A 21181-nucleotide genomic window follows, 5' to 3' on the forward strand; every position below is an offset into this window, starting at 1 on the left:
CTTCAGCGTGCCGAGGGCGAAAGCGCCAGCCGCAGCCCAAAGCCGATAATCACCGTGCCGGTGATGCCATCGAGCGAGCGCGTGACCGACGGCTTTGCCAGCGCACGGGCAAAGGGGCGCGTGGCCGCGATCAGCAGTACGAAACAAGCCAGGGTCAATCCCGCATGGATCGCGGCCAATAGCGTGCTGAAAGCCACGACGTCGACGCCTGCCGGCATGAACTGCGGCAGAAAGCTCACGTAGAACACGCCCACCTTGGGTTGAGCAGGTTCGTGCCCAGGCCGCGCAGCAGCCAGCCGCGCGCCGAGTGGCGGCGCTCATGAGGGACATCGCCCCGGCTGCGCTCGTGGCCGGTCACGGCCGAACGCAGCATGCCGACGCCAAGCCAGACGAGATAGGCCGCCCCCGCGAACTTGACGAGGCGATACGCGCTATCGGACACCGCGAGCAGCGCGCCCAGACCGCAGGCCGCGACCAGTCCCCAAACGAAAACCCCGGCCACGATGCCGATCGCCGCGCATAGCGCATCGCGGGCATTGTCGACGGCGGCCGTGCGTAGCACCAGCGCGGTGTCGATGCCGGGCGTGAGGGTCATCAACCCGGCAGCTAAAGCAAAGCTTGCGATCGCGGTCGGTATGTCCATGGTGCGTGTCGCCGGATATGCGGTGTGTGCCCGGTCCGCTGAAAAACGGAATGCATGGGCGCAGACAGTCGTGATGCGGCTTAGAGGTCAGCGCGGAGCTCGCCGCGCAAAATCGACCGATCAGGGCGGCGCACATGAAGGCGTGCGCGCGGGAGTGATGGTGCCCGGGGCGAGAATCGAACTCGCACTCTGTTGCCAGAACCGGATTTTGAGTCCGGCGCGTCTACCAGTTCCGCCACCCGGGCAGGTGATGGGCGCGCAGTATACCGCTGTCGCCGCATGTGACCAATGCATGGCCGTGCTGAACGCGCTCAATAATCGGCGAGAATCGATTCCATATCGGTTTGATACGCGGTTACCGTCTGGCGATAGCTCAGCGACGGCCGCGACGAGGTGCCGTTGATGACGAAGGCGAAGGCGCCGTAGCCGCCGTTCTGCAGACGGAAATAGCCGGCCAGCGCGCGCACGGTGACCGGTTCGCTGAGCGTGCCGGTCTTGGCGTTGATACGCGTGAGCCAGTCGAAGTTGCCCTGCTTGAGCGTGCGCGACGGCGCCGAAAGCGGCACCGGGATACTGCCGTAGAACGCCGGGAACAACGACGGCTGCCGGTACATATACGACAGCAGGGCCACCAGGTCCCGTGCCGAGAGCTTGTTACTCACCGCCAGACCGCTGCCGCTGTCGAGAAGGGCACCGTTGCCGGCATTGGCCTGCATGGGGAAGCTTTCGCGCAGCGCGCGATCGGCGAGCGCTTCCAGCGACTGGGAGGCCAGCGGCAGGGTGAGCGGCCGGTTGTAGCCGCTGTCGGCAGCGAGATCGAGCGTGAGCACATCCGCCATGTAGTTGTTGGAATAGGCCATGAGCGGAATCAGCTGCTCGGCCAGCGTTTCGCTTTCTACCTGTGCGAGTGTTTCGCCGTTGCCGGCATTGCCCTGTACGCGCGTGCTGCCGGTCACCGTGATGCCCATGTCGGCGAGCATGGCCGAGAGCACTCGCGCGGTATCCTCGGCGGGGCCGGTGACTGCGCGATGGATCTTGTACGGGCCGGTGCCCATCGGCACCGAGCCGCGCAGATGCAGGGTGGACATGCCGTTGTCGTAGCTGCGCCAGACACTCAGGCTCGGACGCGTACCGGGCAGAGTGGTGCTGACATCATTGGCGATGCGGTAGCCGGTCAGACCACGTGGCAACAACGCGACCCGGGCCGGGTCGCCGGCGCGTTCGCCGGCATAGACGTTGGTCTGCACGGTGGCAAAGTTCACCCCTGCCGACGACAGCGGCGCGCTGTAGGCATGCGAGGCCACGCGCTGGGCATCGCAGCGATCCTTGGTCAGGCACGGGACGGTGCCGAACAGACCGTCGTCGACCACCAGGTCGCCGTTGACCCGGGTAATCCCGCGTTCCCGCAGGCCATTGATCAGCCGCCACAGGCGGGCATTGTCGAGCGCCGGATCGCCGCCGCCCACGAACACCAGGTTGCCGTTGAGGGTATTGCCGGAGACGCTGCCGCTGCTCTTGAAGCGGCTCGTGAAGCGATGGGCCGGGCCGAACTGCTCGAGCCCCGCGGCCGCGGCGAAGAGCTTGCTGACCGACGCCGGCGTGAGCCGCTGGTCGGCGTTGATCTCGTCGATGACCGCCATGTCGTCGAGGCGGATCACCATGGCGCTGACCTGGGCCTGGCTGGACAGCGACCGCAACGAATCGAGATAGGATGCCGCACTGGCCGGCAGGGCGATGAAGAGCAGGCAGGCCATGAGCGCTGTCGCGACCACCCGGCCGGACGACGACCGGCTTCGGCCCGAGTTACGAACGATGAACATCTTATCCCTGAGCGCGCGACGAAAGGCGCCAGTGTAGAGCCAGCGCGGGTACGGACTCAATTTGACGATTACCGTAGGCCCAGCCGTCGACGGCATGCGTTGGCGTGTCTAAACTGCGCGGCCATGCTAAACCTGCTTAACCAATCCGGCGCCGCGCGCCGCGCGCGCCTCACCCTGCCGCACGGGGTGGTGGACACCCCCACCTTCATGCCGGTGGGCACCTACGGGACGGTCAAGGGTATGACGCCAGAGGAACTCGAAAGCCTCGGCGCGCAAATCGTGCTCGGCAACACCTACCATTTAATGCTGCGCCCGGGTACCGAGATTATCGAGCAGCATGATGGCCTGCACGGCTTCATGCACTGGGACAAGCCGATCCTCACCGACTCGGGTGGGTTTCAGGTGTGGAGCCTGGCGGAAATGCGCAAACTCACCGAGGACGGCGTCGCGTTTCGTTCGCCGCTGGACGGCTCGCGCCAGTATCTGTCGCCTGAACGTTCGATCGAAGTTCAGCACGCGCTGAACTCGGATATCGTCATGTGCCTGGACGAGTGTACGGACTACCCGGTGCCCAAGCAGGATGCCGCGGCTTCGATGCAGCTGTCCATGCGCTGGGCCGCGCGCTGTCGGGCCGCCCACGGCGACAGCGCCAACCTGCTTTTCGGCATCAATCAAGGCAGCGTGTTCGCGGATCTGCGCGCCGAGTCGATGGCCGCGCTGGTGGATATCGGTTTCGACGGCTATGCCATCGGCGGTGTCTCGGTAGGCGAGGCCTGGGCCGACAAGGCCGCCGTGCTGGAAGGCGTGCTGCCGGTCACGCCTAGCGATTATCCGCGCTATCTCATGGGCGTGGGCACGCCTTCGGATCTGGTGGCGGCGGTGTCGTTCGGTATCGATATGTTCGATTGCGTGATGCCCACCCGCAACGCCCGCAACGGCTACCTGTTTACCTCGCAAGGCGTGGTCAAGATCAAGAACGCCGTACACAAGCACGATACGGGGCCGCTCGACGCCAACTGCGGTTGCCCCACCTGCCAGAACTACAGCCGCGCCTATCTGCATCATCTGTATCGCTGTGGCGAAATTCTCGCCGCGCGCCTGAATACCTGGCATAACCTGTATTACTATCAGACGCTTATGCAGCGTATTCGCACGGCGATCGAATCGGATCGCTACGAAGCGTTCATGCGCGAGTTCTTTACCGGGCCCGAGGGGTCGGGGACCGCGCAGGCGGCCTATTTCGGTTACGGGGTCTAGGGTGTGTCGTCATATCTCATGACGACACGCCCTGGCCGGCGTGGCTTTGTATAACTCGTGTCCTGAAGGCCCCGACTGCTGTGGCATACTACGCCGCTCGGTCGAGCGCGCACGCGCCAACCTCCGTTTTCAATCGAGGTAAATTATGGATTTTCTGATTTCGCCGGCCTATGCGCAGGCGGGCGGCCAGGCGGGCGGCATCATGCCCACCCTGATCATGGTCGGGCTGTTCTTCGTGTTCATGTATTTCATGATCATCCGCCCGCAGATGAAGCGCCAGAAAGAACACAAGAAGCTGCTCGAAAGCCTGGACAAGGGCGTCGAGGTCGTCACCTCGGGTGGCGTGGCCGGCAAGATCCGTCAGGTGGGTGAAAACTTCATCGTGGTGGAAGTGTCGGAAGGCGTGGAGATTCGCATCCAGAAAAACGCCGTGGCCAGTGTGGTACCCAAAGGCACGCTGGACTCGCTGTAAGCGTATTTTCGCGGCGGTATCGGCACGCCTGCCCGCCCAGTGCGGCCGTCGCCCGCTGTAGACCGTTGATCGGGGCCCTATGAATCGCTACCCATTATGGAAATATCTCCTGCTGCTGCTCGTGCTCGCGGCAGGCGTGCTGTATGCGTTGCCCAACCTCTACGGCGAGCAGCCGGCGGTTCAGGTGTCCAACGCCGAGGGTGAGGCCGCGACCCCGGCCCTGGTACAGCGGGTGCGCAGCACGCTTACCGATGCCGACGTGGCCCCCGAGGACATTACCCTCGAAGACGGGCGCCTGCTCGCGCTCTACCAAAGCACGGAAGCGCAGCTGCGAGCCGCCGGCGTGCTCAAGCGTCAGCTGGGCAACGATTACACGGTGGCCTTGAACCTGGCGCCGAGCACGCCCGACTGGCTGCGTGCCGTCGGCGCCGAGCCGATGGCCCTGGGCCTGGACCTGCGCGGTGGCGTGCATTTCCTGCTTGAAGTGGATATGGAAACGGTCTTCAACGAGACCTACGACCGCTATGCGCGCGACATTCCGCGTTTTCTGCGCGACGAATCCATTCGCTACAGCCGCGCATCGCGCGAGGGCGACTCGGTACGGCTGCAGTTCCCCAATGCCCAGGTCATGGACGAGGCCTCCGATGCGCTCGCCAGCGAGTTCGACGTGCTGCGCTTCAACGAGGCCCCGGACGCCGACAACACGCTCGTCGCCACCCTGACCGAAACCGAACAGAAGCGCATCGCCGACTTCGCGCTGCAGCAGAACCTCACCACCCTGCGTAATCGCGTCAACGAGCTGGGCGTGGCCGAACCGCTGGTCCAGCGCCAGGGCGAGTCGCGTATCGTCGTCGAACTGCCGGGCGTCCAGGACACCGCCGAAGCCAAGCGCCTGCTCGGCAAGACCGCGACCCTGGAATACCGTCTCGTCGCCCAGGGCCAGGACGCCCAGGCGGCAGAACGCACCGGCAACATACCCGCCGGCACCGAGCTTTATCACACCCGCGACGGTCGCCCGATTCTGCTCGAGCAGGACGTGATCGCCTCCGGGGATCAGCTCGTGGATGCCTCCTCGGGATTCGATCAGCAGTCGGGGAGCCCGGCCGTGTTCGTCACCCTCGACGGTCAGGCCGCCAGCAAGATGTTCGATACCACCTCTGCCCATGTTGGCGACCCGATGGCGGTGCTGTTCATCGAAAACCGGATCGACACGCGCTACGAGAACGGCGAGGAGATCCGCGAACGCAAGAAGGTCGAGGAAGTCATCAGCGTCGCGAATATTCGCAGCGCTTTCGGCAAGCGTTTCCAGACCACCGGCCTGGAACGCGGCGAAGCCCACGACCTGGCCCTGCTGCTACGCGCCGGCGCGCTCGCCGCGCCCGTGAACATCGTCGAAGAACGCACCATCGGTCCGAGCCTGGGTGCGGACAACATCGCCCAGGGGCGTCTGGCCGTGATCGTGGGCTTTCTGCTCGTGATCGTGTTCATGACCGTCTACTACCGCGGCTTCGGTCTGTTCGCCAACGCCGCGCTGATGATGAATCTCGTGCTCATCGTGGCGCTGCTGTCGCTGCTGCAGGCCACCCTCACGCTGCCGGGCATTGCCGGCATCGTGCTCACCGTGGGTATGGCGGTCGACGCCAACGTGCTGATCTTCGAGCGAATACGTGAAGAGCTCGATGCCGGCAACACGCCCCAGTCGGCGATCAAATCCGGCTACGACAAGGCGTTTTCGTCGATTGCCGACGCCAACGTCACCACGCTGATCGCGGCGGTCGTGCTGTTCGGTTTCGGCACCGGGCCGATCAAGGGCTTTGCCGTAACCCTGTCGCTGGGCATCATCACGTCGATGTTCACGGCCATCGTCGGTACCCGTGCGATCGCCAATCTCGTCTACGGTCGCAAACGCCGTCTACAGAAATTGTCGATCTAGCATGCGGACTTTCCGTCCGCGTTTTTGCCCCATGTCGAGTCTCGAATGCGCCTGATCAAATCCAACACATCGATCGACTTCATCAGCTACGGCAAGTACGCCATCATCTTTTCGGCGTTGCTGATTCTGGTGTCGTTCGTATCGTTCTCGATGGAAAAGCTGTCGTTCGGCGTCGATTTCACCGGCGGCGTGGTCATCGAAGTCGGCTATCCGGACGCGGTCGCCCTTGACGAGGTGCGGGGCGCGCTTGATGAAGGCGGCTACCCCGGTGCCACGGTGCAGCACTTTGGCGCGTCGGACGCGGTAATGATCCGGCTGGCCAGCGAAGAGGGCGCCGACAGCTCGGAAGTGAGCACCCACGTCATGGATTCGCTGCATGCCGACAACAGCGCAGCGGAACTGCGCCGCGTGGAATTCGTCGGTCCCCAGGTCGGTGACGAGCTGATCAACAAGGGCGGGCTGGCGCTGCTCTATACCGTGATCGCGATTCTCATCTACGTCATCGTGCGTTTCCACTGGAAGCTCGCTGCCGGCGCAGTCGCCGCCCTGGTGCATGACGTGCTCATCACGCTGGGCGTGTTCTCGCTGTTCCATCTGGATTTCGATCTGACCGTGCTGGCCGCACTGCTGGCCGTGATCGGCTATTCGCTCAACGACACCATCGTGGTGTTCGACCGTATTCGCGAGAATTTCCGGCGCATGCGCAAGGCCACGCCCACCGAGGTGGTCAACGCCTCCATCAACCAGACCCTGTCGCGCACCTTGATGACCTCGGGCACGACCATTCTGACCCTGCTCGCGCTGTTCTTCCTCGGCGGCGAGGTCATCCACGGCTTCGCCACCGCGCTGCTGATCGGTATCTTCATCGGTACCTATTCGTCGATTTTCGTCGCCAGCGCGCTGGCACTGCGGCTCAAGATCACCAGTCAGGATCTGTTCCCGCCCAAGGAAGAGGATGCCGAGAAGGCGTCGCGGGTTACGCGTTAGTCGTTCGGCTAGTGCGGTAAACACGCGCTGGCCGAACCGTTCGTCGTCGTCTTAATCAACTCGCAGGCGAATTTGAGCTTGGGGTTTCGCGCTGTTGCGCGAGGTACTTCTCTTTGCTTGTCCAAAGAGAAGTACCCAAGCGAAAAGACACCCTGTCTTGCGCCGATGCTGCGCATCGGTTCCCTGCGCGGCTCCGGCGCCAAGCGGGCCAGCCGGAAACTCGCTGACGCTCAAACATCCGGCTGGCTTGATCCGCTTGCCGCCTCCGCTGCTCGGCGCTACGCCCAAGGGGCCGAATACAGACAAGCGTCGCTGGCGCTCGCTCAAGGTCACGGTTTTTTGTAGGTTGGCTTAGCGGAGCGTAAGCCGACAAGAACGCAGCCACGTGCCCTGATTTCGGTTGGTAGCCGCCTCGACTCGGCCCTACGGTCACGTGCTGTATTCAATCCCGTGTGGAGCGAACGAGAAGCGCAGGGCCGAAGGGTGTCCGGCGCATTGCGCCGACGCGCAACCCGGGTGTCTTTCCCTTTGCCTACGTTCGTTTGGACAAGCAAACGAAAGTGGGTCGCACAGCAGCGCGGACCCAAAGCTTCGATGAACTCGTGAGTGCCGCGCGGCTCGTGGGCCGAACCGTTAGATTTCGAGCCCTACGCCCGATGTACATTGCGCCACGAGTTGGCCTAAACCGCGGCCAGCCCCATCGAAACACGCCACAAATGCGCGTGTAGCTGATCGTGAAGATAATGGATATCGAAGTCTTTCCACCCGGCGAAGAACACCAGTCGGCGTTTCTGGCCGCTGTCCGGCGCAGCCAACCCGAGCTGAAACGCTGGGTGTCGCCGCCGGACACGCCAGAGAAATATGCGAAGTACCTGGCGCGCTACGCAGGCGATACGCATCGCAGTTATCTGGCCATGGCCAGCAACGGCATGCTGGTGGGCTGTATCAACCTGAACGAAATCGTGCGCGGTGCCTTGCAATCCGCGTACCTCGGGTACTACGCATTCAGCCCGAACGAAGGCAAGGGGCTCATGAAGAACGCCTTGGCCGCCGTGGTGTCGCGCAGCTTTGGCGTTCACGCGCTGCATCGACTGGAGGCCAATATCCAACCCGCCAACGAACGCTCTATCGGCCTGGTCAAGTCGCTGGGTTTTCGATTGGAAGGCTATTCGCCGCGCTACCTGAAGATCAGCGGCGAGTGGCGCGACCACGAACGCTATGCGATCACGTCGGAAGAATGGTCTTGGAACGACGGCGCGTGCCGAGAACGCATGGAGCCTGGCTCGGGATTCTAGCGCGTAGGTAGCGCGCGGCGGCTCAATACGGCTGCGAGGGCCAGGCCCGTGGCGCAACGCACCGGGCCGCGTTGCGCGGCCACACAAGCATCCGCTCGTCCGGCCCGTCGAAGTACTCACTGCACACGCCGACGAGTTCCCACGGGCCGAGCAGGTCGAGTTCTTCTATGCCGTCGAAGATGAGAAAGCCGAAACGCATGGGCTAGCGCCTGTGTTCTTAACGGCGTTCGATCATGCGCCTGTCGCGGCTTTCGAGCCAGGGCGGGGCAACGCGGACATCAACTCCTGCGTTGTCGCTTGTTTTAACAGGCCCTAGCTGCCGCCCTGCGGGGTGCGTTCGATCTTTTCGATGAGCTGCGGATAGAGCTTGGGGTTGGCGGCGATCACGTTACCCGTTTTCAGCGGGTCCTGATCCTTGATATCGCCGGCGATACCGCCCGCGCCGCGTACCAGCAACAGGCCGGCGGCCATATCCCAGGGCGACAGCCCCATTTCCCAGAAGCCGTCCAGACGCCCGGCTGCGACATAGGCCAGATCGAGCGCCGCCGAACCGGCACGACGGATATCCGCGCTGGACGACAGCAGGCGGTTGAATACCGGCATATGGGTGGCGATGTCCTGCTTCTTGCGATAGGCAAAGCCGGTGGCGAGCAGGGCCTGACGCAGGCGCGTGGTACGGGTCACACGAATCCGCTTGCCGTCCAGGCTGGCACCGGCGCCGCGATCGGCGGTGAACAGCTCGTCCTTGACCGGGTCGTAGATCACCGCGTGTTCGGTTACGCCGTTGATCTGGCAGGCGATCGAGACACAGAAGTGCGGGATGCCGGCCATGAAGTTGGCGGTGCCGTCGATCGGGTCGATGATCCAGACGGTATCGGACTCGCCGCCGGTTTCGCCGGATTCCTCGGCCATGAAGGCATGGTCGGGATATGCCCGGCTGATGGTATCGATAATCGTATTCTCGGCGCGCTGGTCGGCCTCGGTGACGAAGTCGTTGCGACCGCTCTTGGCCGTGACTTCGCCGGTATCGCCGCGCCGGTAGTATTCCAGAATCACGCCGCCGGCCCGGCGGGCGGCGGTAACGGCGACATTGGTCAACGGTTGCATCGGACAGTCCTTGTCGAACCCGGCGCGATCGGGCCGGGCGAGCCATGAAAAGCCGGGTAGCGTACCATCTGCACGCCGTATTGATACGAGAGCCGACCATGAGCGTGCCGGTGGCTGATCAACAATCCCCCGTTTTCGACGAATCCCGTCTGGCCCGTCTGCGTATCGTGCTGGTCGGCGCCCAGCATCCGGGCAATATCGGGGCCGCGGCGCGGGCGATGAAAGTCATGGGGCTGCACGACCTTGCGCTGGTCGCGCCCGAGCGTTATCCGGACCCGGAAGCGTTGGCACGCGCCTCGGGCGCGGATGACGTGCTCGAAGCCGCGAAGGTGTACGACACGCTGGAAGAGGCGATTGGTGACTGCACGCTGGCCATTGGCGCGAGCGCGCGTCGGCGGCATATGCATTGGCCGCTGGTGGATGCCCGCACTGCCGCGGTGCGCGCGATAGAGCTTGCCCAGGATCAAAATGTGGCGCTGGTGTTCGGACGCGAGCGCAGCGGGCTGGAAAACGCGGAGCTGGATCTGTGCCAGCTGCATCTGCAGGTGCCGACCAACCCCGAGTATCGCTCGCTCAATCTCGCTGCGGCGGTGCAGGTCGTGGCGTACGAACTGCGCATGGCCGCCGGTGACGCGCCCGAAGCCGAGCCGGCGCACGAGCCGGTGACCACCGCCGATATGGAAGGGCTTTTCGGCCACTGGCAGGACGTGCTCGGCGCCAGCGGCTTTCTGGATACGGCCAATCCCGGCCATCTCATGCGGCGACTGCGCCGACTGTTCAATCGAGCGGCGCCGGATCGTATCGAGGTGAATATCCTGCGTGGCGCGCTGCGCTCGCTGGATCCGCGCCGACGCCCGCTGCGCGGTGCGATTGGCAATGACGATGACACGCGCGACGACTCGGCACTTGATCCCTAGCGTATAAACCCGAAATAGTGCATATCGCAGGAATAATGCTCGACCGGCACGAGGATATCGGCATGCATCCACATCGAAATAACGACGGGCGCCTCCAGGCGCGGAGCATCTCATGATCTCGCGCATGCGTGAGGACATCCACACCATCTTCGAGCGCGACCCGGCCGCGCGTAGCGTGTGGGAGGTGATCTTTTCTTATCCGGGCCTGCATGCGCTGTGGTGGCACCGGCTGGCGCACTGGTGCTGGACGCATCGGCTGACCTGGCTGGGCCGTTTCGTATCGCATATCTCGCGCTGGCTGACCGGGATCGAGATTCATCCGGGCGTGACCATTGGCCGGCGTTTTTTCATCGACCACGGCTTTGGTGTGGTCATCGGCGAAACCACCATCATCGGCGACGATGTCACCCTCTATCAGGGCGTGACCCTGGGTGGCACGAGCTGGAACCCCGGCAAGCGCCACCCCACGCTGGAAAACGATGTCGTGGTCGGCGCCGGCGCGAAAGTGCTGGGCCCGTTCACGGTGGGCACCGGCGCTCGCATCGGCTCCAACGCAGTGGTGGTCAAGGAAGTGCCGCCCGGCTGCACCGCGGTCGGCGTGCCGGCCAAGCTGGTCAAGTGCAAGAACGCCACGCCGGCCGACCGGCGCCGTGAAACCGCCGATCGAATCGGTTTTTCCACCTATGGCGTATCTCAGGACATGCCAGACCCGGTCGCCACCGGCATCGATGCGATGCTCGACCATATCGATTCGCTCGAGCGCCGCCAGGACGAACTGGAATCGCTGACCAAACGTCTGTCCGAGCAGCTGGCCGAGCGCCAGACCGACAAGGTCTGAGCGCGACGGGCGTTTTCCGACCAAAGCGCGGCAGAGGCCGCGAGCCGTCATGACGATTTATTTCGATCACAACGCGACCACACCGCTACATCCGGAGGTCTTCGAGGCGATGCGCCCGTGGTTGACCGAACGCCACGGCAATGCCTCGTCGCTGCACCGCGCCGGGCGTGAAGCCCGGGCCGCCGTCGATGCCGCGCGGGGCCAGGTCGCCGACTGCGTCAACGCGCATCCGTCTCAGGTCATCTTCACGGCCGGCGGCACCGAGGCCGACAACATGGCGCTCAAGGGCGTTGCCGCCATGCGTGCGCCGGGGCGGATGCTGATTTCGCCGATCGAACATCCGGCCATCACCGACGCCGCGGGGGCGCTGGAGCGCGACGGCTGGCGTATCGATCGGGTCGCGGTCGATGGCCAGGGCCGGGTCGACCTCGCCGACCTGAAACATCAGCTCGACGACGGCGACGTCGCGCTGGTGTCGATCATGGTCGCCAATAACGAAACCGGCGTGCTCCAGGACATGCCTGCGATCGCGCGCCTCGTACGCGCGGCCGGTGCCTGGCTGCATACCGATGCGGTACAGGCGATGGGCAAGCTGGATTTCGATTTTGCCGCCAGCGGCGCGCACTGCGCGAGCCTGTCGTCGCACAAGATCCAGGGCCCCAAAGGCGTGGGCGCATTGATCGTGGACAAGCATATGGACATGGCGCCGCTGGTGCATGGCGGCGGCCACGAGCAGGGCCTGCGTTCGGGCAGCTACAACGTGGCGGGCATCGTCGGCTTCGGCGCGGCGGCCGCGCGCCTGATGAACCAGCGCACATCGGAAATCGCGCATATGCGCGATCTGCGCGAGCAGCTGGAAATCGGGCTCGACGCCATGCCCGGTATCACCCGGTTTTCGGCGCAAGCCGAACGGCTGGCGAATACCTGCCAGTTCGCGGTGGCCGGCTACGACGGCGAGGGGCTGCTCATGCTGCTCGACCGCGAGGATATCGCGGTGTCCTCGGGCTCGGCCTGCGCGGCGGGCACGGGCGAGCCCAGCCCGGTACTGCTGGCCATGGGCATCGCCCCGGATGTGGCTCAGGGCGCCATTCGGGTCAGCCTCGGTCCGCAGAACACGCTGGCGGAAATCCAGCAGTTTCTGCTCGCTCTGGGTCGCCTGGCAGACGGCGGCGGTGCCATGCCGGGGCGTATCAGCGCCTCCGTGATGGGATGACTACGACGGATTCGACGATCTATCTCGATCATGCCGCCACCGCGCCGTTGTCGCCGGGCGTGATCGAAATCATGCAGCAGGCGCTGGTGGCCACGGATGCGAACCCGGCATCACCGCACGGGCCCGGTCGCGACGCCGCGCGGCTGATCGATGCCGCGGCCGAAGACCTGGCCCGGCTGATCAATGCGCAGGTAAAGGATCTGGTCTGGACCTCGGGCGCCACGGAGTCGATCAACCTCGCGCTCAAGGGCACGGCCGCGTTTGGCGGTGCCGACACCCATATTGTGAGCGTGGTCACCGAGCACAGCGCCACTCTCGATACGCTCGCGTGGCTGGAGAAACACGGCACGCGGGTGACGCGGCTGGCGGTTCAGGCGGATGGGCGTATCGATCTCGACGCGCTCGAGGCAGCGCTCGCAGACGGCGCGACGCTGGTTTCCATCATGCACGTGAACAACGAAACCGGAGTGATTCAGGATATTGCCGCCGTGGGCGAGCGCTGCAACGCACACGGCGTGGCCCTGCATGTGGATGCGGCCCAGAGCCTTGGGCGGCTGGTCATCGACGTGAAGGCCATGAATATCGCCCTGCTGTCGCTTTCTGCGCACAAGATCGGCGGGCCCAAGGGCATCGGGGCGCTGTACGTGCGCCCCCGCACCGGCCTGGCGGCCCAGCTGCACGGCGGCGGCCAGCAGCGCGGGCTGCGTTCCGGCACGCTGGCGACGCATCAGATCGCCGGGTTCGGTGCGGCGGCGGCTCATGTCGCAGCGATCCGCGATAGCGAACAAAAGCGCCTCGCGGTACTGCGCGAACATCTGGCCGACGCGCTTGCCGGCATTGATGGCGTTGTAAGAAACGGCGCGCCGGCCCATACGGCTGCGGCGTTTCTCAACGTCAGCGTTGCCGGCGTGCACGGCGATGCGCTGCTCATGGGGCTGACTGCCGGTACGCCCGCGCTGGCGGTATCGTCCGGGGCTGCCTGCAGCGCGGCCAAGGGTCAGTCGTCGTACGTGCTGCGCGCCATGGGGCGTACGCCGCGTCAGGCCGGGGCAAGTATTCGTTTTACGCTGGGCGTATCGACCACGCTGGCACAGGTCGAGGCCGCCGCGAATCGATTCATCGACGAGGTGATGCGTCTGCGGCGTATCGCGGACGCGGCATGAGGCAGCCGGCAGTGCCGGTCTGGCAGGCGCGATTTTTAAGGCCGCAGCACGCGTTGGCGGATTGTGTCATCATGCAATGGCAAGGTTCCGGGCGTGCCGATACGCCGGCAGCGGACGCGCATTGCCGGCTCTTTCTGGCAGCGCAGGGCGAGGCCGGCTCGGAATATATCGCGCAGGCAGCGTTCGCGGTGTTCGGCCCGCCGGTGGCGATTGCCTGCGCGGACTGGGCCTGCGAATGGTTGCAGGGCCGAACGATCGAGACGGCACGAAGTCTTAATAGCAAGGATTTTGACAAGGCCCTGTGCCTGGCGCCCGCCGAACGCTATGCCGCGCTGTTGGTGCTCGACGCACTCAACGCAGCGCTGGCGGACTGGGGCCCCTAGAACAATGCTTGGTTTATCTGGGATGATGAGCTCATGAGTGAAACGCTAGTCGAACCCGAAGAGATCACGCTGACGCCGGCCGCGGCCGAGCGCATCAAAAACCAGCTGTCCAAGCGCGGCAGCGGTATCGGGCTGCGCGTGGGTGTGCGCAAGTCCGGTTGCAGCGGTTATATGTACACCATGGACTACGCCGACGAAATCGGCGCCGAGGACGACGTCTTCGAAGGCTACGGTGCCAAAGTGGTGGTCAATCGCAAGCATCTGCCGGTCCTCAAGGGCACCACGCTGGATTTTCGGTCGGAAGGGCTTAACCGCATGTTTCGGTTCGAAAACCCCCACGCCAAGAACGCCTGCGGTTGCGGCGAGTCGTTCACCGTATAGCGCCTCGAACGCGGTCCGCCTGACAAGCCGCGCTTCCAAACGCTACAATGGGAGGTTAGCTTTCGCACCAGCGCGCTGCTGGCGCGACGTTTTTAATCGATTTTGTAGTTCCATTAGGGAGAACCCATGGCCGTTGAGCGCACCCTGTCCATCATCAAGCCCGATGCCGTCGCCAAGAACGTAATCGGCGAGATTCTCAGCCGGTTCGAGAAGGCCGACCTGCGCATCATCGGCGCGCGTATGGTGCAGCTGTCCCGAGAGGACGCAGAAAAATTCTATGCCGTGCACTCCGAGCGTGGCTTCTTCAACGACCTGGTGTCGTTCATGATCTCCGGTCCGGTCATGGTGCAGGCGCTTGAAGGCGAGAACGCCATCGCCAAGAACCGCGACCTGATGGGCGCGACCAACCCCAAGGAAGCCGAAGCCGGCACCATCCGCGGCGATTTCGCCGAATCCATCGACGCCAACGCCGTACACGGCTCGGACGCGCCGGAAACCGCGGAACAGGAAATCGCTTTCTTCTTCGGGCAGGACGGCCTCTGCCCGCGCTAGTTCGCAACCGCGCTATTCGCTCATGAGTACGATCGTCAGCGACACCACCGACACTGCCACAACGCCGGCCAAAACCGCGCGCGTGAACCTGTTCGGTCTGGATCGCGAGGCCATGTCGGCCTTTTTTCGTGAACATGGCGAATCCGCGTTTCGGGCCAAGCAGGTCATGCAGTGGATCTATGCCCGCGGCGTGACCGACTTTTCGGCGATGACGGATCTGTCCAAGGCGCTGCGTGAGCGTCTGCCCGACATCGCCGAGATTCGGCCGCCGGCCAAGATCCGCGAGCAGAAAGCCAGCGATGGCACCCGCAAATGGCTGCTCGCGGTGACCGAGGATCTGGACCCGGACAATGCCATCGAGGCGGTCTATATCCCCGAAGCCGATCGCGCGACGCTGTGTATTTCGTCGCAGATTGGCTGCGCGCTGGATTGTTCGTTCTGTGCCACGGGCAAGCAGGGGCTCAACCGCAACCTGACCACCGCCGAAATCGTCGGTCAGGTGTGGATGGCCGAGCATGACCTGCGTGCCCAGGGCATGGTGCACGGCGAGCGGGCACTCTCGAACATCGTGTTCATGGGCATGGGCGAGCCGCTGGCCAACTACCGAGCGGTGGTGCCGGCGATTCGCATCCTGCTCGACGACTACGGCTTTGGCCTGTCGAAACGGCGGGTTACGGTGTCGACTTCGGGTATGGTGCCGTTTATGGATCGCCTGCGAGAAGAAGTCGATGTTGCCCTGGCCGTGTCGCTGCATGCGCCCACCGACGCGCTGCGCGACGAGCTCGTGCCGATCAATCGCAAGTATCCGCTGGCCGAGCTGATGGGCGCCTGCGATCGCTATGTCGAAGGCAAGCAGCGTCGTGCCCACGTCGTCTACGAATACGTGCTGCTCAACGGCGTGAACGACAACCCCGAGCAGGCGCGCGGGCTGGTCAAACTGCTGGCCGATCGACCGGCCAAGATCAACCTCATCCCGTTCAACGCGTTTGAAGGCAGCGGCTACAGCCGGCCCGACGAAGCCCGTATTCGCCAGTTTCAGGACATCCTTCACAACAAGGGACTGCGTACGACGGTGCGGCGCACCCGCGGCGACGATATCGACGCGGCCTGCGGCCAGCTGGTCGGGCGCGTACGCAGCAAGCAGAAGCGCCATTTTCGCGACGTGCCGATACGGGTCGAGAGCAAACGGGCCACACCGGTATGAGCAGGCTGCGTTCGGGGGCGGTTATCGCGCTGCTGTCCGTGCTCGTAGCGTTGGCCGGTTGTGCCGGTGGCAAAAACGCCGTCGACAACCAGCGTGCGGCAGAAGCCAATGCCAGCCTGGGCGCCGATTTCCTGCGCAAGCAGGACAACGAGAATGCCCTGTCGCGTTTCAAGCGCGCCCTGGATTACGACAGCAGCAATACGACCGCGAACTGGGGCATGGCCATCGTCAGCGAGCGCGTTGGCGAGGACGAGGACGCGAAACGCTACTACGAAAAAACGCTCGGCCTGCAGCCGAATGCGGCGATCTACAACAGCTATGCGGCGTTCCTGTGCAAGCAGGGCGACGTTGATCGCGCCGTTCGCTATTTCGAACGCTCGGCAAACGACGAGCGCTATCCGGGGCGTGCGGATGCCATGGCCAACGCCGGGCTGTGCCTGCACCGAGCGGGGCAGGCGAAGAGCGCCGAGCAGCATTATCGCCAGGCGCTCGCCATGGATTCAGAGCAGCTCACGGCACTTACGGGTATGGCCCGGCTGCAGTTCGAGCAGGGCGATTTCCTGCGTGCCCGGGCCTTCAACGAACGCGCCGACGGCGTCGCCCAGCTCGACGCCGATCAGCTGCTGCTGGCCGCGCGCATAGAACTCGCGCTCGGCGATCGCGATGCGGCCGCAGCCTATATCGAGCGCCATAATGCCCGCGAACCAAGTGCGACGTTGTCGCTGCGCCAACTGGAGCAATCGCGCTGATGAACGAACCGACACAGTCTTCCGAAGAACAGGCAGGCGAGCGCGCCGGCCGTAGCCGTTCGGACATGCAATCGCCGGGCGAGATTCTGCGCGAAGGACGGCTTGCCCACGACTGGTCCGTAGAGGACCTCTGCGCGGAAACCAAGCTGTCCGAGAAAGCCGTCCATGCGCTGGAAAACAACCAGTTCGATGAGCTCTCGCAGCCCATCTTCGCCGGCGGCTACTATCGTCAGTGCGCCAAGGTGCTGGATATCGACACTGAGCGCATGATGGCGGCCTATGCCGCCTGGGGCGGCAAGAAAACCTCGTCGGCCACGGCACAGCCGGCCGCGGTGGAAGTGGTGCCGCAGGACGTCACGCCGCCGAACTGGCGCGCCTTCGGCGCGATCGGCGTGGTGGTGCTGCTCGCCGTGGTCGGCGCGGTGTTTATCTTCATGCCCGACGCCGATCTGCCCGACGAAAACGGCGCCGCCAGCGGCACCGGCACCGCCGGTATTTCCGAAAGCACGCAACGCCCGACGGTGGGCAGCGGCAACAGCAGTGCGACCGGCGGCGGCATGCCCCGCAGCTCGCGTGATTCCGGCACCAGCCTGCGCGTATCGCCGGGTACCGGCGCCTCCGGCAACGGCATGCGCTCCGGCAGCGATGCGCCCGCCGGGTCTGCGGGCGCCAGCACCGGTCAGCGCATGGGCGGGCGCAACGTCAACGACACGCTCGGCATTGACCGCGAAGCCGAGCGCCGTGAGCGCGAGCAGGCGCCGCCGCCGCAGCCGCAGGTGGCTGCCAATCATCTGGTGGTGACCTTTACCGACCGCTCCTGGGTGGATATTCGCGATGCCAGCGGGTCGCGTCTGCTCACCGGCATTTACGATGCCGGCGACAGCCGCGAGTTCGATGGCGAAGCGCCGTATCGGATCACGCTCGGCTATGCGCCGGGGGTTTCCATGACGATCGGCGGCGAAGACGTCGACGTCAAGTCGCAGACCACCAGCAACAGCACCGCCCGACTGACCGTCGAAGCCCGCGACAGCTAAAGAAGTTCGTTCGATCCATGAGCCAGCGTATTCAGTCCATCCGCGGGATGAACGACATCCTCCCGGCCGACAACGCCGCCTGGGCCACCCTCGAACGCGTGGCGGCACGCGTGTTCGCCGGCTACGGCTACGAACAGATCCGGCTGCCGATCATGGAGCGCACGGGCCTGTTCAAGCGGGCGGTGGGCGAAGTGACCGACATCGTCGAAAAAGAGATGTACACCTTCGAGGATCGCGGTGGCGAATCGTTGTCGCTGCGCCCCGAGGGTACGGCCGGCGCGGTGCGTGCCGGTATCGAGCACGGCCTGTTGCACAACGCCACCCAGCGTCTTTGGTATACCGGCCCGATGTTTCGCTACGAGCGACCACAGAAGGGCCGCTATCGCCAGTTCCATCAGTTCGGCGTCGAGGCTTTCGGCCAGATCGGGCCGGATGTGGATATCGAACAGATCGCCATGGCCGCACGCCTGTTCGCCGCGCTCGGCGTCACCGGCATGCGCCTGCAGATCAACACCCTAGGCACCCCCGAAGAACGCGCCGATTATCGCGACGCGCTGCATGCCTACTTCAGCGCGCATCACGAGCGGCTCGATGAAGACAGCAAGCGCCGCCTGGATCGTAATCCGCTGCGTATTCTCGATACCAAGAACCCGGCCATGGCCGATCTGGTGGCCGAAGCACCCACGCTGCGCGAATATCTCGGCGCCGAGTCGAGTGCCCACTTCGAGGGGCTGTGCCAGGGGCTGGAAGCGCTGGGTATCGACTACACGATCAACCCCCGCCTCGTACGCGGCCTGGACTATTACACGCGTACGGTGTTCGAGTGGATCACCGCCGATCTCGGGGCCCAGGACGCGGTCTGCTCCGGTGGGCGCTTCGACGGTCTGGTCGAACAGCTGGGCGGCAGCGCGACGCCGGCGATGGGCTTCGCCCTCGGTGTGGAGCGCCTGATTGCGCTCATGCTCGATCAGAACGTGCCCCTGGACGACCTCAAGCCGCAGGTCTATCTCATCCATACCGGCGATAGCACGTCTGCACGCGTGCCGGCGCTGGCCGAGGCGCTGCGTGACGCGCTGCCCGAGCTGCGCCTGCGGGTGCACGCCGGCGGCGGCAGCATGAAGTCGCAGTTCAAGCGGGCCGACAAGAGCGGCGCGCAGCTGGCGCTGATATTCGGCGACGACGAGGCCGCTGCCGACGAGATCCAGATCAAGCCGCTGACCGATGCGCGCGAACAGGAACGCGTGGCCATCGATGCCGCAGCCGAACGTATCGCCACGCTACTGGCCGGCTAGTCGGGAACGACGCCGCCGATTCGCAGTCTGTATCTTCGTGTTTTCCAATCAATAACAAAGCAAAGCGCAACGCATGGCCGAATTCGATAACGACGAGATGAGCCGCCTGAAAAGATTCTGGGCAGGCAACGGTTCGGCGCTGGTAATCGGGGTCGTGCTCGGGCTGGTGGTGATCATCGGCTGGCAGGGCTGGCAGTGGTATCAGGATCGCCAGGCCGTAAAGGCCGCCGATATCTATCAGCAGATCGAACCGGCCCTGGCCGGTGACAGCGTCGACGACAAGGCCCTGGAAACCGTCGAGCGCCTGAAAAACGACTATGCGGACACGCCGTATGCCGCAGATGCCGCCATGCGGCTGGCCAGCCAGTACGTACAACAGCAGGACTACGACAAGGCCCGCGAGCAGCTGGTCTGGGTGAGCGAAAACGCCGCCAACGAGGGCGTGGCGCATATCGCCCGCGTTCGCGCGGCCCGTCTGTTGTGGACCCAGGACAAGCCGGACGAGGCATTGAGCCTGCTCGATAGCGAGCACCCGGCGGCCTTCGATGCGCTCTATGCCGAAACGCGCGGCGATATTCTGGCCGCCCAGGGCGATCGTGAAGGCGCCTACAAGGCGTATCAGATCGCCCTGGAAAGCCTGCCGCCGGATATCGCCACCCGGGCGCTCGAAACCAAGATTGCCGACAACGCGCCGGCCGATGCCGCCGACGCGCCGACCGACTCGAACAGCGCTTCATCATGAATCATCGAAACAATACGTTCCTCAAGACCACCGGTGCGGCCGTCGTATTGGCCGTGAGCAGCGCAGTGCTGACCGCCTGTGGCGGCGGTTCGAACGTGGCCGAGCCGACGCCGCTGGCCACGCTCGAGTCGCCGGCCTATCGCATGCAGACGGTCTGGAAGACCGACGCGGGCGAGGGCGCCGGCGACTACGTCAGCGGCTTCGAGCCGGTAGTCAAAGGCGAACGCCTCTATGTCGGTAACAAGGACGGCTACGTCATGGCGCTCGATCTGGCCACGGGCCGCAAGATCTGGCGTTCACGCACCGGCGATCGGCTGATCTCCGGGCCGTCGCTGGCCGGCGGCCGGCTGTTGCTCGGCACACGCGACGGTCAGGTCGTGGCCCTGTCGGCCGAGACCGGAGAGCGCGAATGGACCGCGGCGCTGTCGAGCGAAATCATTTCCGCGCCGGCGGCCACCGATGACACCGCGGTAGCGCGTACGCTCGACGGTCGGCTCGTGGCACTCGACATGGCCGACGGCAAGCGCCGCTGGAGCATCGAGCGCAACGTGCCGACGCTGACCCTGCGCGGCACGTCGTCGCCGGTCATCGTCGGCGACACGGTCTATGCCGGCCTGGACAACGGCAACGTACTGGCGCTGGACGTGGCCACCGGCGAAGAACGCTGGTCGCAGACCATTGCCTTTCCGAGCGGCCGCTCGGAGCTGGAGCGTATCGTCGATATCGACGCCGACCCGCTGGTGGTCAACAACGAACTCTATGCCGTGAGCGCGGGCGGGCAGCTGGCTTCGCTGGCCACCACGTCGGGGCGCGTACGCTGGCGTCACGAGCTGGCCTCGGAAAAGGCGCTGGCGCTGGACGAAGGCAACATCTACGCCGTCGATCGTGACAGCGTGGTCTGGGCGGTCAATCGCCTGACCGGCAACGAACGCTGGCAGCAGGACGGCCTCGAATATCGCAAGCTCTCCGGCCCCGCGCTTCTGGCCGGTGACCTGGTAGTTGGCGACTACGACGGTTACGTACACTGGCTGTCGGCCGACGACGGCCGCGTGATCGCACGCGGGCGTCCGTTCAAGGAACCGATCCGCTCGCAGCCGCTGGTGGTGGGGGATCGCGTGATCGTGGTCGGCGCCAATGGTGAAGTCGCTGCACTACGCTTCACCGCCCGCGACGAGCGCTAGCCATTACTACCGACGAAC

22 protein-coding genes, 1 tRNA gene and 1 pseudogene are annotated in these 21181 nt (G+C 64.7%); 19 read left to right on the plus strand and 5 right to left on the minus strand.

All coding sequences use genetic code 11. The features are described 5' to 3' along the window. Positions 1-2 precede the first annotated feature (2 nt). The 3 genes and pseudogenes from C84B14_RS07235 to dacB all read right to left on the minus strand — a co-directional run bounded on the left by C84B14_RS07235 (position 3) and on the right by dacB (position 2463). Positions 3-643: pseudogene (locus tag C84B14_RS07235) on the minus strand (LysE family translocator). A gap of 158 nt (positions 644-801) precedes the next feature. Continuing rightward, a tRNA-Leu gene (locus tag C84B14_RS07240) sits at positions 802-888 on the minus strand. Between the two features lie 66 nt (positions 889-954). Then, on the minus strand, positions 955-2463 hold the full coding sequence (gene dacB / locus C84B14_RS07245) for a D-alanyl-D-alanine carboxypeptidase/D-alanyl-D-alanine endopeptidase (protein ID WP_353222946.1): 1509 nt from the start codon (positions 2461-2463) through the stop codon (positions 955-957). 123 nt (positions 2464-2586) lie between these two features. On the opposite strand from dacB, the gene tgt reads away from it, so the two are divergent. The 6 genes from tgt to C84B14_RS07275 all read left to right on the plus strand — a co-directional run bounded on the left by tgt (position 2587) and on the right by C84B14_RS07275 (position 8407). Next, positions 2587-3720 carry a tRNA guanosine(34) transglycosylase Tgt gene (gene tgt, locus C84B14_RS07250; RefSeq protein WP_353222948.1) on the plus strand — a complete coding sequence of 378 codons (1134 nt, stop codon included), beginning with the start codon at positions 2587-2589 and terminating at the stop codon, positions 3718-3720. Between the two features lie 145 nt (positions 3721-3865). Further along, positions 3866-4192 carry a preprotein translocase subunit YajC gene (gene yajC, locus C84B14_RS07255; protein WP_006913368.1) on the plus strand — a complete coding sequence of 109 codons (327 nt, stop codon included), beginning with the start codon at positions 3866-3868 and terminating at the stop codon, positions 4190-4192. A 79-nt stretch (positions 4193-4271) separates the two neighbouring features. Further along, positions 4272-6125, plus strand: a complete 1854-nt coding sequence (gene secD, locus C84B14_RS07260; protein ID WP_353222950.1) for a protein translocase subunit SecD — start codon at positions 4272-4274, stop codon at positions 6123-6125. Between the two features lie 45 nt (positions 6126-6170). Next, complete coding sequence (secF, locus tag C84B14_RS07265; protein ID WP_293624237.1) at positions 6171-7112, plus strand: protein translocase subunit SecF; 942 nt, start codon at positions 6171-6173, stop codon at positions 7110-7112. A 117-nt stretch (positions 7113-7229) separates the two neighbouring features. Then, positions 7230-7457: a hypothetical protein gene (locus C84B14_RS07270; protein ID WP_353222952.1), complete on the plus strand. Its 228-nt coding sequence runs from the start codon at positions 7230-7232 to the stop codon at positions 7455-7457. Between the two features lie 398 nt (positions 7458-7855). Then, a complete protein-coding gene (locus tag C84B14_RS07275) occupies positions 7856-8407 on the plus strand; it encodes a GNAT family N-acetyltransferase (RefSeq protein ID WP_353222954.1) in 552 nt (183 codons plus the stop codon). A 22-nt stretch (positions 8408-8429) separates the two neighbouring features. Here C84B14_RS07275 and C84B14_RS07280 read toward each other — a convergent pair whose 3' ends face one another. Then, entirely contained in the window at positions 8430-8606 is a 177-nt protein-coding gene (locus C84B14_RS07280; RefSeq protein WP_353222956.1) for a hypothetical protein, read from the minus strand. Positions 8607-8719: 113 nt separating this feature from the next. Next, on the minus strand, positions 8720-9514 hold the full coding sequence (locus C84B14_RS07285) for an inositol monophosphatase family protein (RefSeq protein WP_348764915.1): 795 nt from the start codon (positions 9512-9514) through the stop codon (positions 8720-8722). A gap of 98 nt (positions 9515-9612) precedes the next feature. Here C84B14_RS07285 and C84B14_RS07290 point away from each other — a divergent pair, with 98 nt between their 5' ends. The 13 genes from C84B14_RS07290 (at position 9613) to bamB (ending at position 21163) form a co-directional block, all read left to right on the plus strand. Continuing rightward, a complete protein-coding gene (locus tag C84B14_RS07290; protein ID WP_348764916.1) occupies positions 9613-10431 on the plus strand; it encodes an RNA methyltransferase in 819 nt (272 codons plus the stop codon). A 112-nt stretch (positions 10432-10543) separates the two neighbouring features. Then, on the plus strand, positions 10544-11269 hold the full coding sequence (cysE, locus tag C84B14_RS07295) for a serine O-acetyltransferase (protein WP_353222958.1): 726 nt from the start codon (positions 10544-10546) through the stop codon (positions 11267-11269). 49 nt (positions 11270-11318) lie between these two features. Further along, positions 11319-12482, plus strand: coding sequence for a cysteine desulfurase family protein (locus C84B14_RS07300; protein WP_353222960.1), 1164 nt, complete (start codon positions 11319-11321; stop codon positions 12480-12482). Continuing rightward, positions 12479-13645 carry a cysteine desulfurase family protein gene (locus tag C84B14_RS07305; RefSeq protein WP_353222962.1) on the plus strand — a complete coding sequence of 389 codons (1167 nt, stop codon included), beginning with the start codon at positions 12479-12481 and terminating at the stop codon, positions 13643-13645. Before C84B14_RS07300 ends, C84B14_RS07305 begins: the two co-directional genes overlap by 4 nt. A gap of 71 nt (positions 13646-13716) precedes the next feature. Further along, complete coding sequence (locus tag C84B14_RS07310; RefSeq protein WP_353222964.1) at positions 13717-14028, plus strand: iron-sulfur cluster assembly scaffold protein; 312 nt, start codon at positions 13717-13719, stop codon at positions 14026-14028. A 33-nt stretch (positions 14029-14061) separates the two neighbouring features. Then, entirely contained in the window at positions 14062-14409 is a 348-nt protein-coding gene (locus tag C84B14_RS07315; protein ID WP_348764921.1) for a HesB/IscA family protein, read from the plus strand. 126 nt (positions 14410-14535) lie between these two features. Further along, positions 14536-14961, plus strand: coding sequence for a nucleoside-diphosphate kinase (gene ndk, locus C84B14_RS07320; RefSeq protein ID WP_348764922.1), 426 nt, complete (start codon positions 14536-14538; stop codon positions 14959-14961). Positions 14962-14983: 22 nt separating this feature from the next. Next, a complete protein-coding gene (rlmN, locus tag C84B14_RS07325; protein ID WP_348764923.1) occupies positions 14984-16165 on the plus strand; it encodes a dual-specificity RNA methyltransferase RlmN in 1182 nt (393 codons plus the stop codon). Further along, positions 16162-16914: a type IV pilus biogenesis/stability protein PilW gene (gene pilW / locus C84B14_RS07330; RefSeq protein ID WP_353222968.1), complete on the plus strand. Its 753-nt coding sequence runs from the start codon at positions 16162-16164 to the stop codon at positions 16912-16914. Before rlmN ends, pilW begins: the two co-directional genes overlap by 4 nt. Beyond that, positions 16914-17948: a helix-turn-helix domain-containing protein gene (locus tag C84B14_RS07335; protein ID WP_353222970.1), complete on the plus strand. Its 1035-nt coding sequence runs from the start codon at positions 16914-16916 to the stop codon at positions 17946-17948. The genes pilW and C84B14_RS07335 overlap by 1 nt, the downstream gene beginning before the upstream one ends. A gap of 17 nt (positions 17949-17965) precedes the next feature. Further along, entirely contained in the window at positions 17966-19240 is a 1275-nt protein-coding gene (gene hisS / locus C84B14_RS07340; protein WP_348764926.1) for a histidine--tRNA ligase, read from the plus strand. Positions 19241-19313: 73 nt separating this feature from the next. Continuing rightward, positions 19314-19982: a tetratricopeptide repeat protein gene (locus C84B14_RS07345; protein WP_348764927.1), complete on the plus strand. Its 669-nt coding sequence runs from the start codon at positions 19314-19316 to the stop codon at positions 19980-19982. Next, positions 19979-21163 (plus strand): outer membrane protein assembly factor BamB, encoded by a 1185-nt coding sequence (gene bamB / locus C84B14_RS07350; RefSeq protein ID WP_353222972.1) that lies wholly within the window; start codon positions 19979-19981, stop codon positions 21161-21163. The genes C84B14_RS07345 and bamB overlap by 4 nt, the downstream gene beginning before the upstream one ends. Positions 21164-21181: the final 18 nt, after the last annotated feature.

This window comes from Salinisphaera sp. C84B14 (assembly GCF_040361435.1).
Classification (GTDB): Bacteria; Pseudomonadota; Gammaproteobacteria; order Nevskiales; family Salinisphaeraceae; genus Salinisphaera.

Excerpts from the sequence above, each read along its gene's own strand:
- C84B14_RS07335 (WP_353222970.1), top strand. The coding sequence starts at position 16,914 with ATGAACGAACCGACACAGTCTTCCGAAGAACAGGCAGGCGAGCGCGCC.
- C84B14_RS07275 (WP_353222954.1), top strand. The coding sequence starts at position 7,856 with ATGGATATCGAAGTCTTTCCACCCGGCGAAGAACACCAGTCGGCGTTT.
- C84B14_RS07315 (WP_348764921.1), top strand. The coding sequence starts at position 14,062 with ATGAGTGAAACGCTAGTCGAACCCGAAGAGATCACGCTGACGCCGGCC.
- rlmN (WP_348764923.1), top strand. The coding sequence starts at position 14,984 with ATGAGTACGATCGTCAGCGACACCACCGACACTGCCACAACGCCGGCC.
- bamB (WP_353222972.1), top strand. The coding sequence starts at position 19,979 with ATGAATCATCGAAACAATACGTTCCTCAAGACCACCGGTGCGGCCGTC.
- hisS (WP_348764926.1), top strand. The coding sequence starts at position 17,966 with ATGAGCCAGCGTATTCAGTCCATCCGCGGGATGAACGACATCCTCCCG.
- C84B14_RS07290 (WP_348764916.1), top strand. The coding sequence starts at position 9,613 with ATGAGCGTGCCGGTGGCTGATCAACAATCCCCCGTTTTCGACGAATCC.
- secF (WP_293624237.1), top strand. The coding sequence starts at position 6,171 with ATGCGCCTGATCAAATCCAACACATCGATCGACTTCATCAGCTACGGC.
- C84B14_RS07300 (WP_353222960.1), top strand. The coding sequence starts at position 11,319 with ATGACGATTTATTTCGATCACAACGCGACCACACCGCTACATCCGGAG.
- tgt (WP_353222948.1), top strand. The coding sequence starts at position 2,587 with ATGCTAAACCTGCTTAACCAATCCGGCGCCGCGCGCCGCGCGCGCCTC.
- cysE (WP_353222958.1), top strand. The coding sequence starts at position 10,544 with ATGATCTCGCGCATGCGTGAGGACATCCACACCATCTTCGAGCGCGAC.
- C84B14_RS07285 (WP_348764915.1), bottom strand. The coding sequence starts at position 9,514 with ATGCAACCGTTGACCAATGTCGCCGTTACCGCCGCCCGCCGGGCCGGC.
- dacB (WP_353222946.1), bottom strand. The coding sequence starts at position 2,463 with ATGTTCATCGTTCGTAACTCGGGCCGAAGCCGGTCGTCGTCCGGCCGG.
- secD (WP_353222950.1), top strand. The coding sequence starts at position 4,272 with ATGAATCGCTACCCATTATGGAAATATCTCCTGCTGCTGCTCGTGCTC.
- C84B14_RS07280 (WP_353222956.1), bottom strand. The coding sequence starts at position 8,606 with ATGCGTTTCGGCTTTCTCATCTTCGACGGCATAGAAGAACTCGACCTG.
- yajC (WP_006913368.1), top strand. The coding sequence starts at position 3,866 with ATGGATTTTCTGATTTCGCCGGCCTATGCGCAGGCGGGCGGCCAGGCG.
- ndk (WP_348764922.1), top strand. The coding sequence starts at position 14,536 with ATGGCCGTTGAGCGCACCCTGTCCATCATCAAGCCCGATGCCGTCGCC.
- C84B14_RS07305 (WP_353222962.1), top strand. The coding sequence starts at position 12,479 with ATGACTACGACGGATTCGACGATCTATCTCGATCATGCCGCCACCGCG.
- C84B14_RS07345 (WP_348764927.1), top strand. The coding sequence starts at position 19,314 with ATGGCCGAATTCGATAACGACGAGATGAGCCGCCTGAAAAGATTCTGG.
- C84B14_RS07310 (WP_353222964.1), top strand. The coding sequence starts at position 13,717 with ATGCAATGGCAAGGTTCCGGGCGTGCCGATACGCCGGCAGCGGACGCG.
- pilW (WP_353222968.1), top strand. The coding sequence starts at position 16,162 with ATGAGCAGGCTGCGTTCGGGGGCGGTTATCGCGCTGCTGTCCGTGCTC.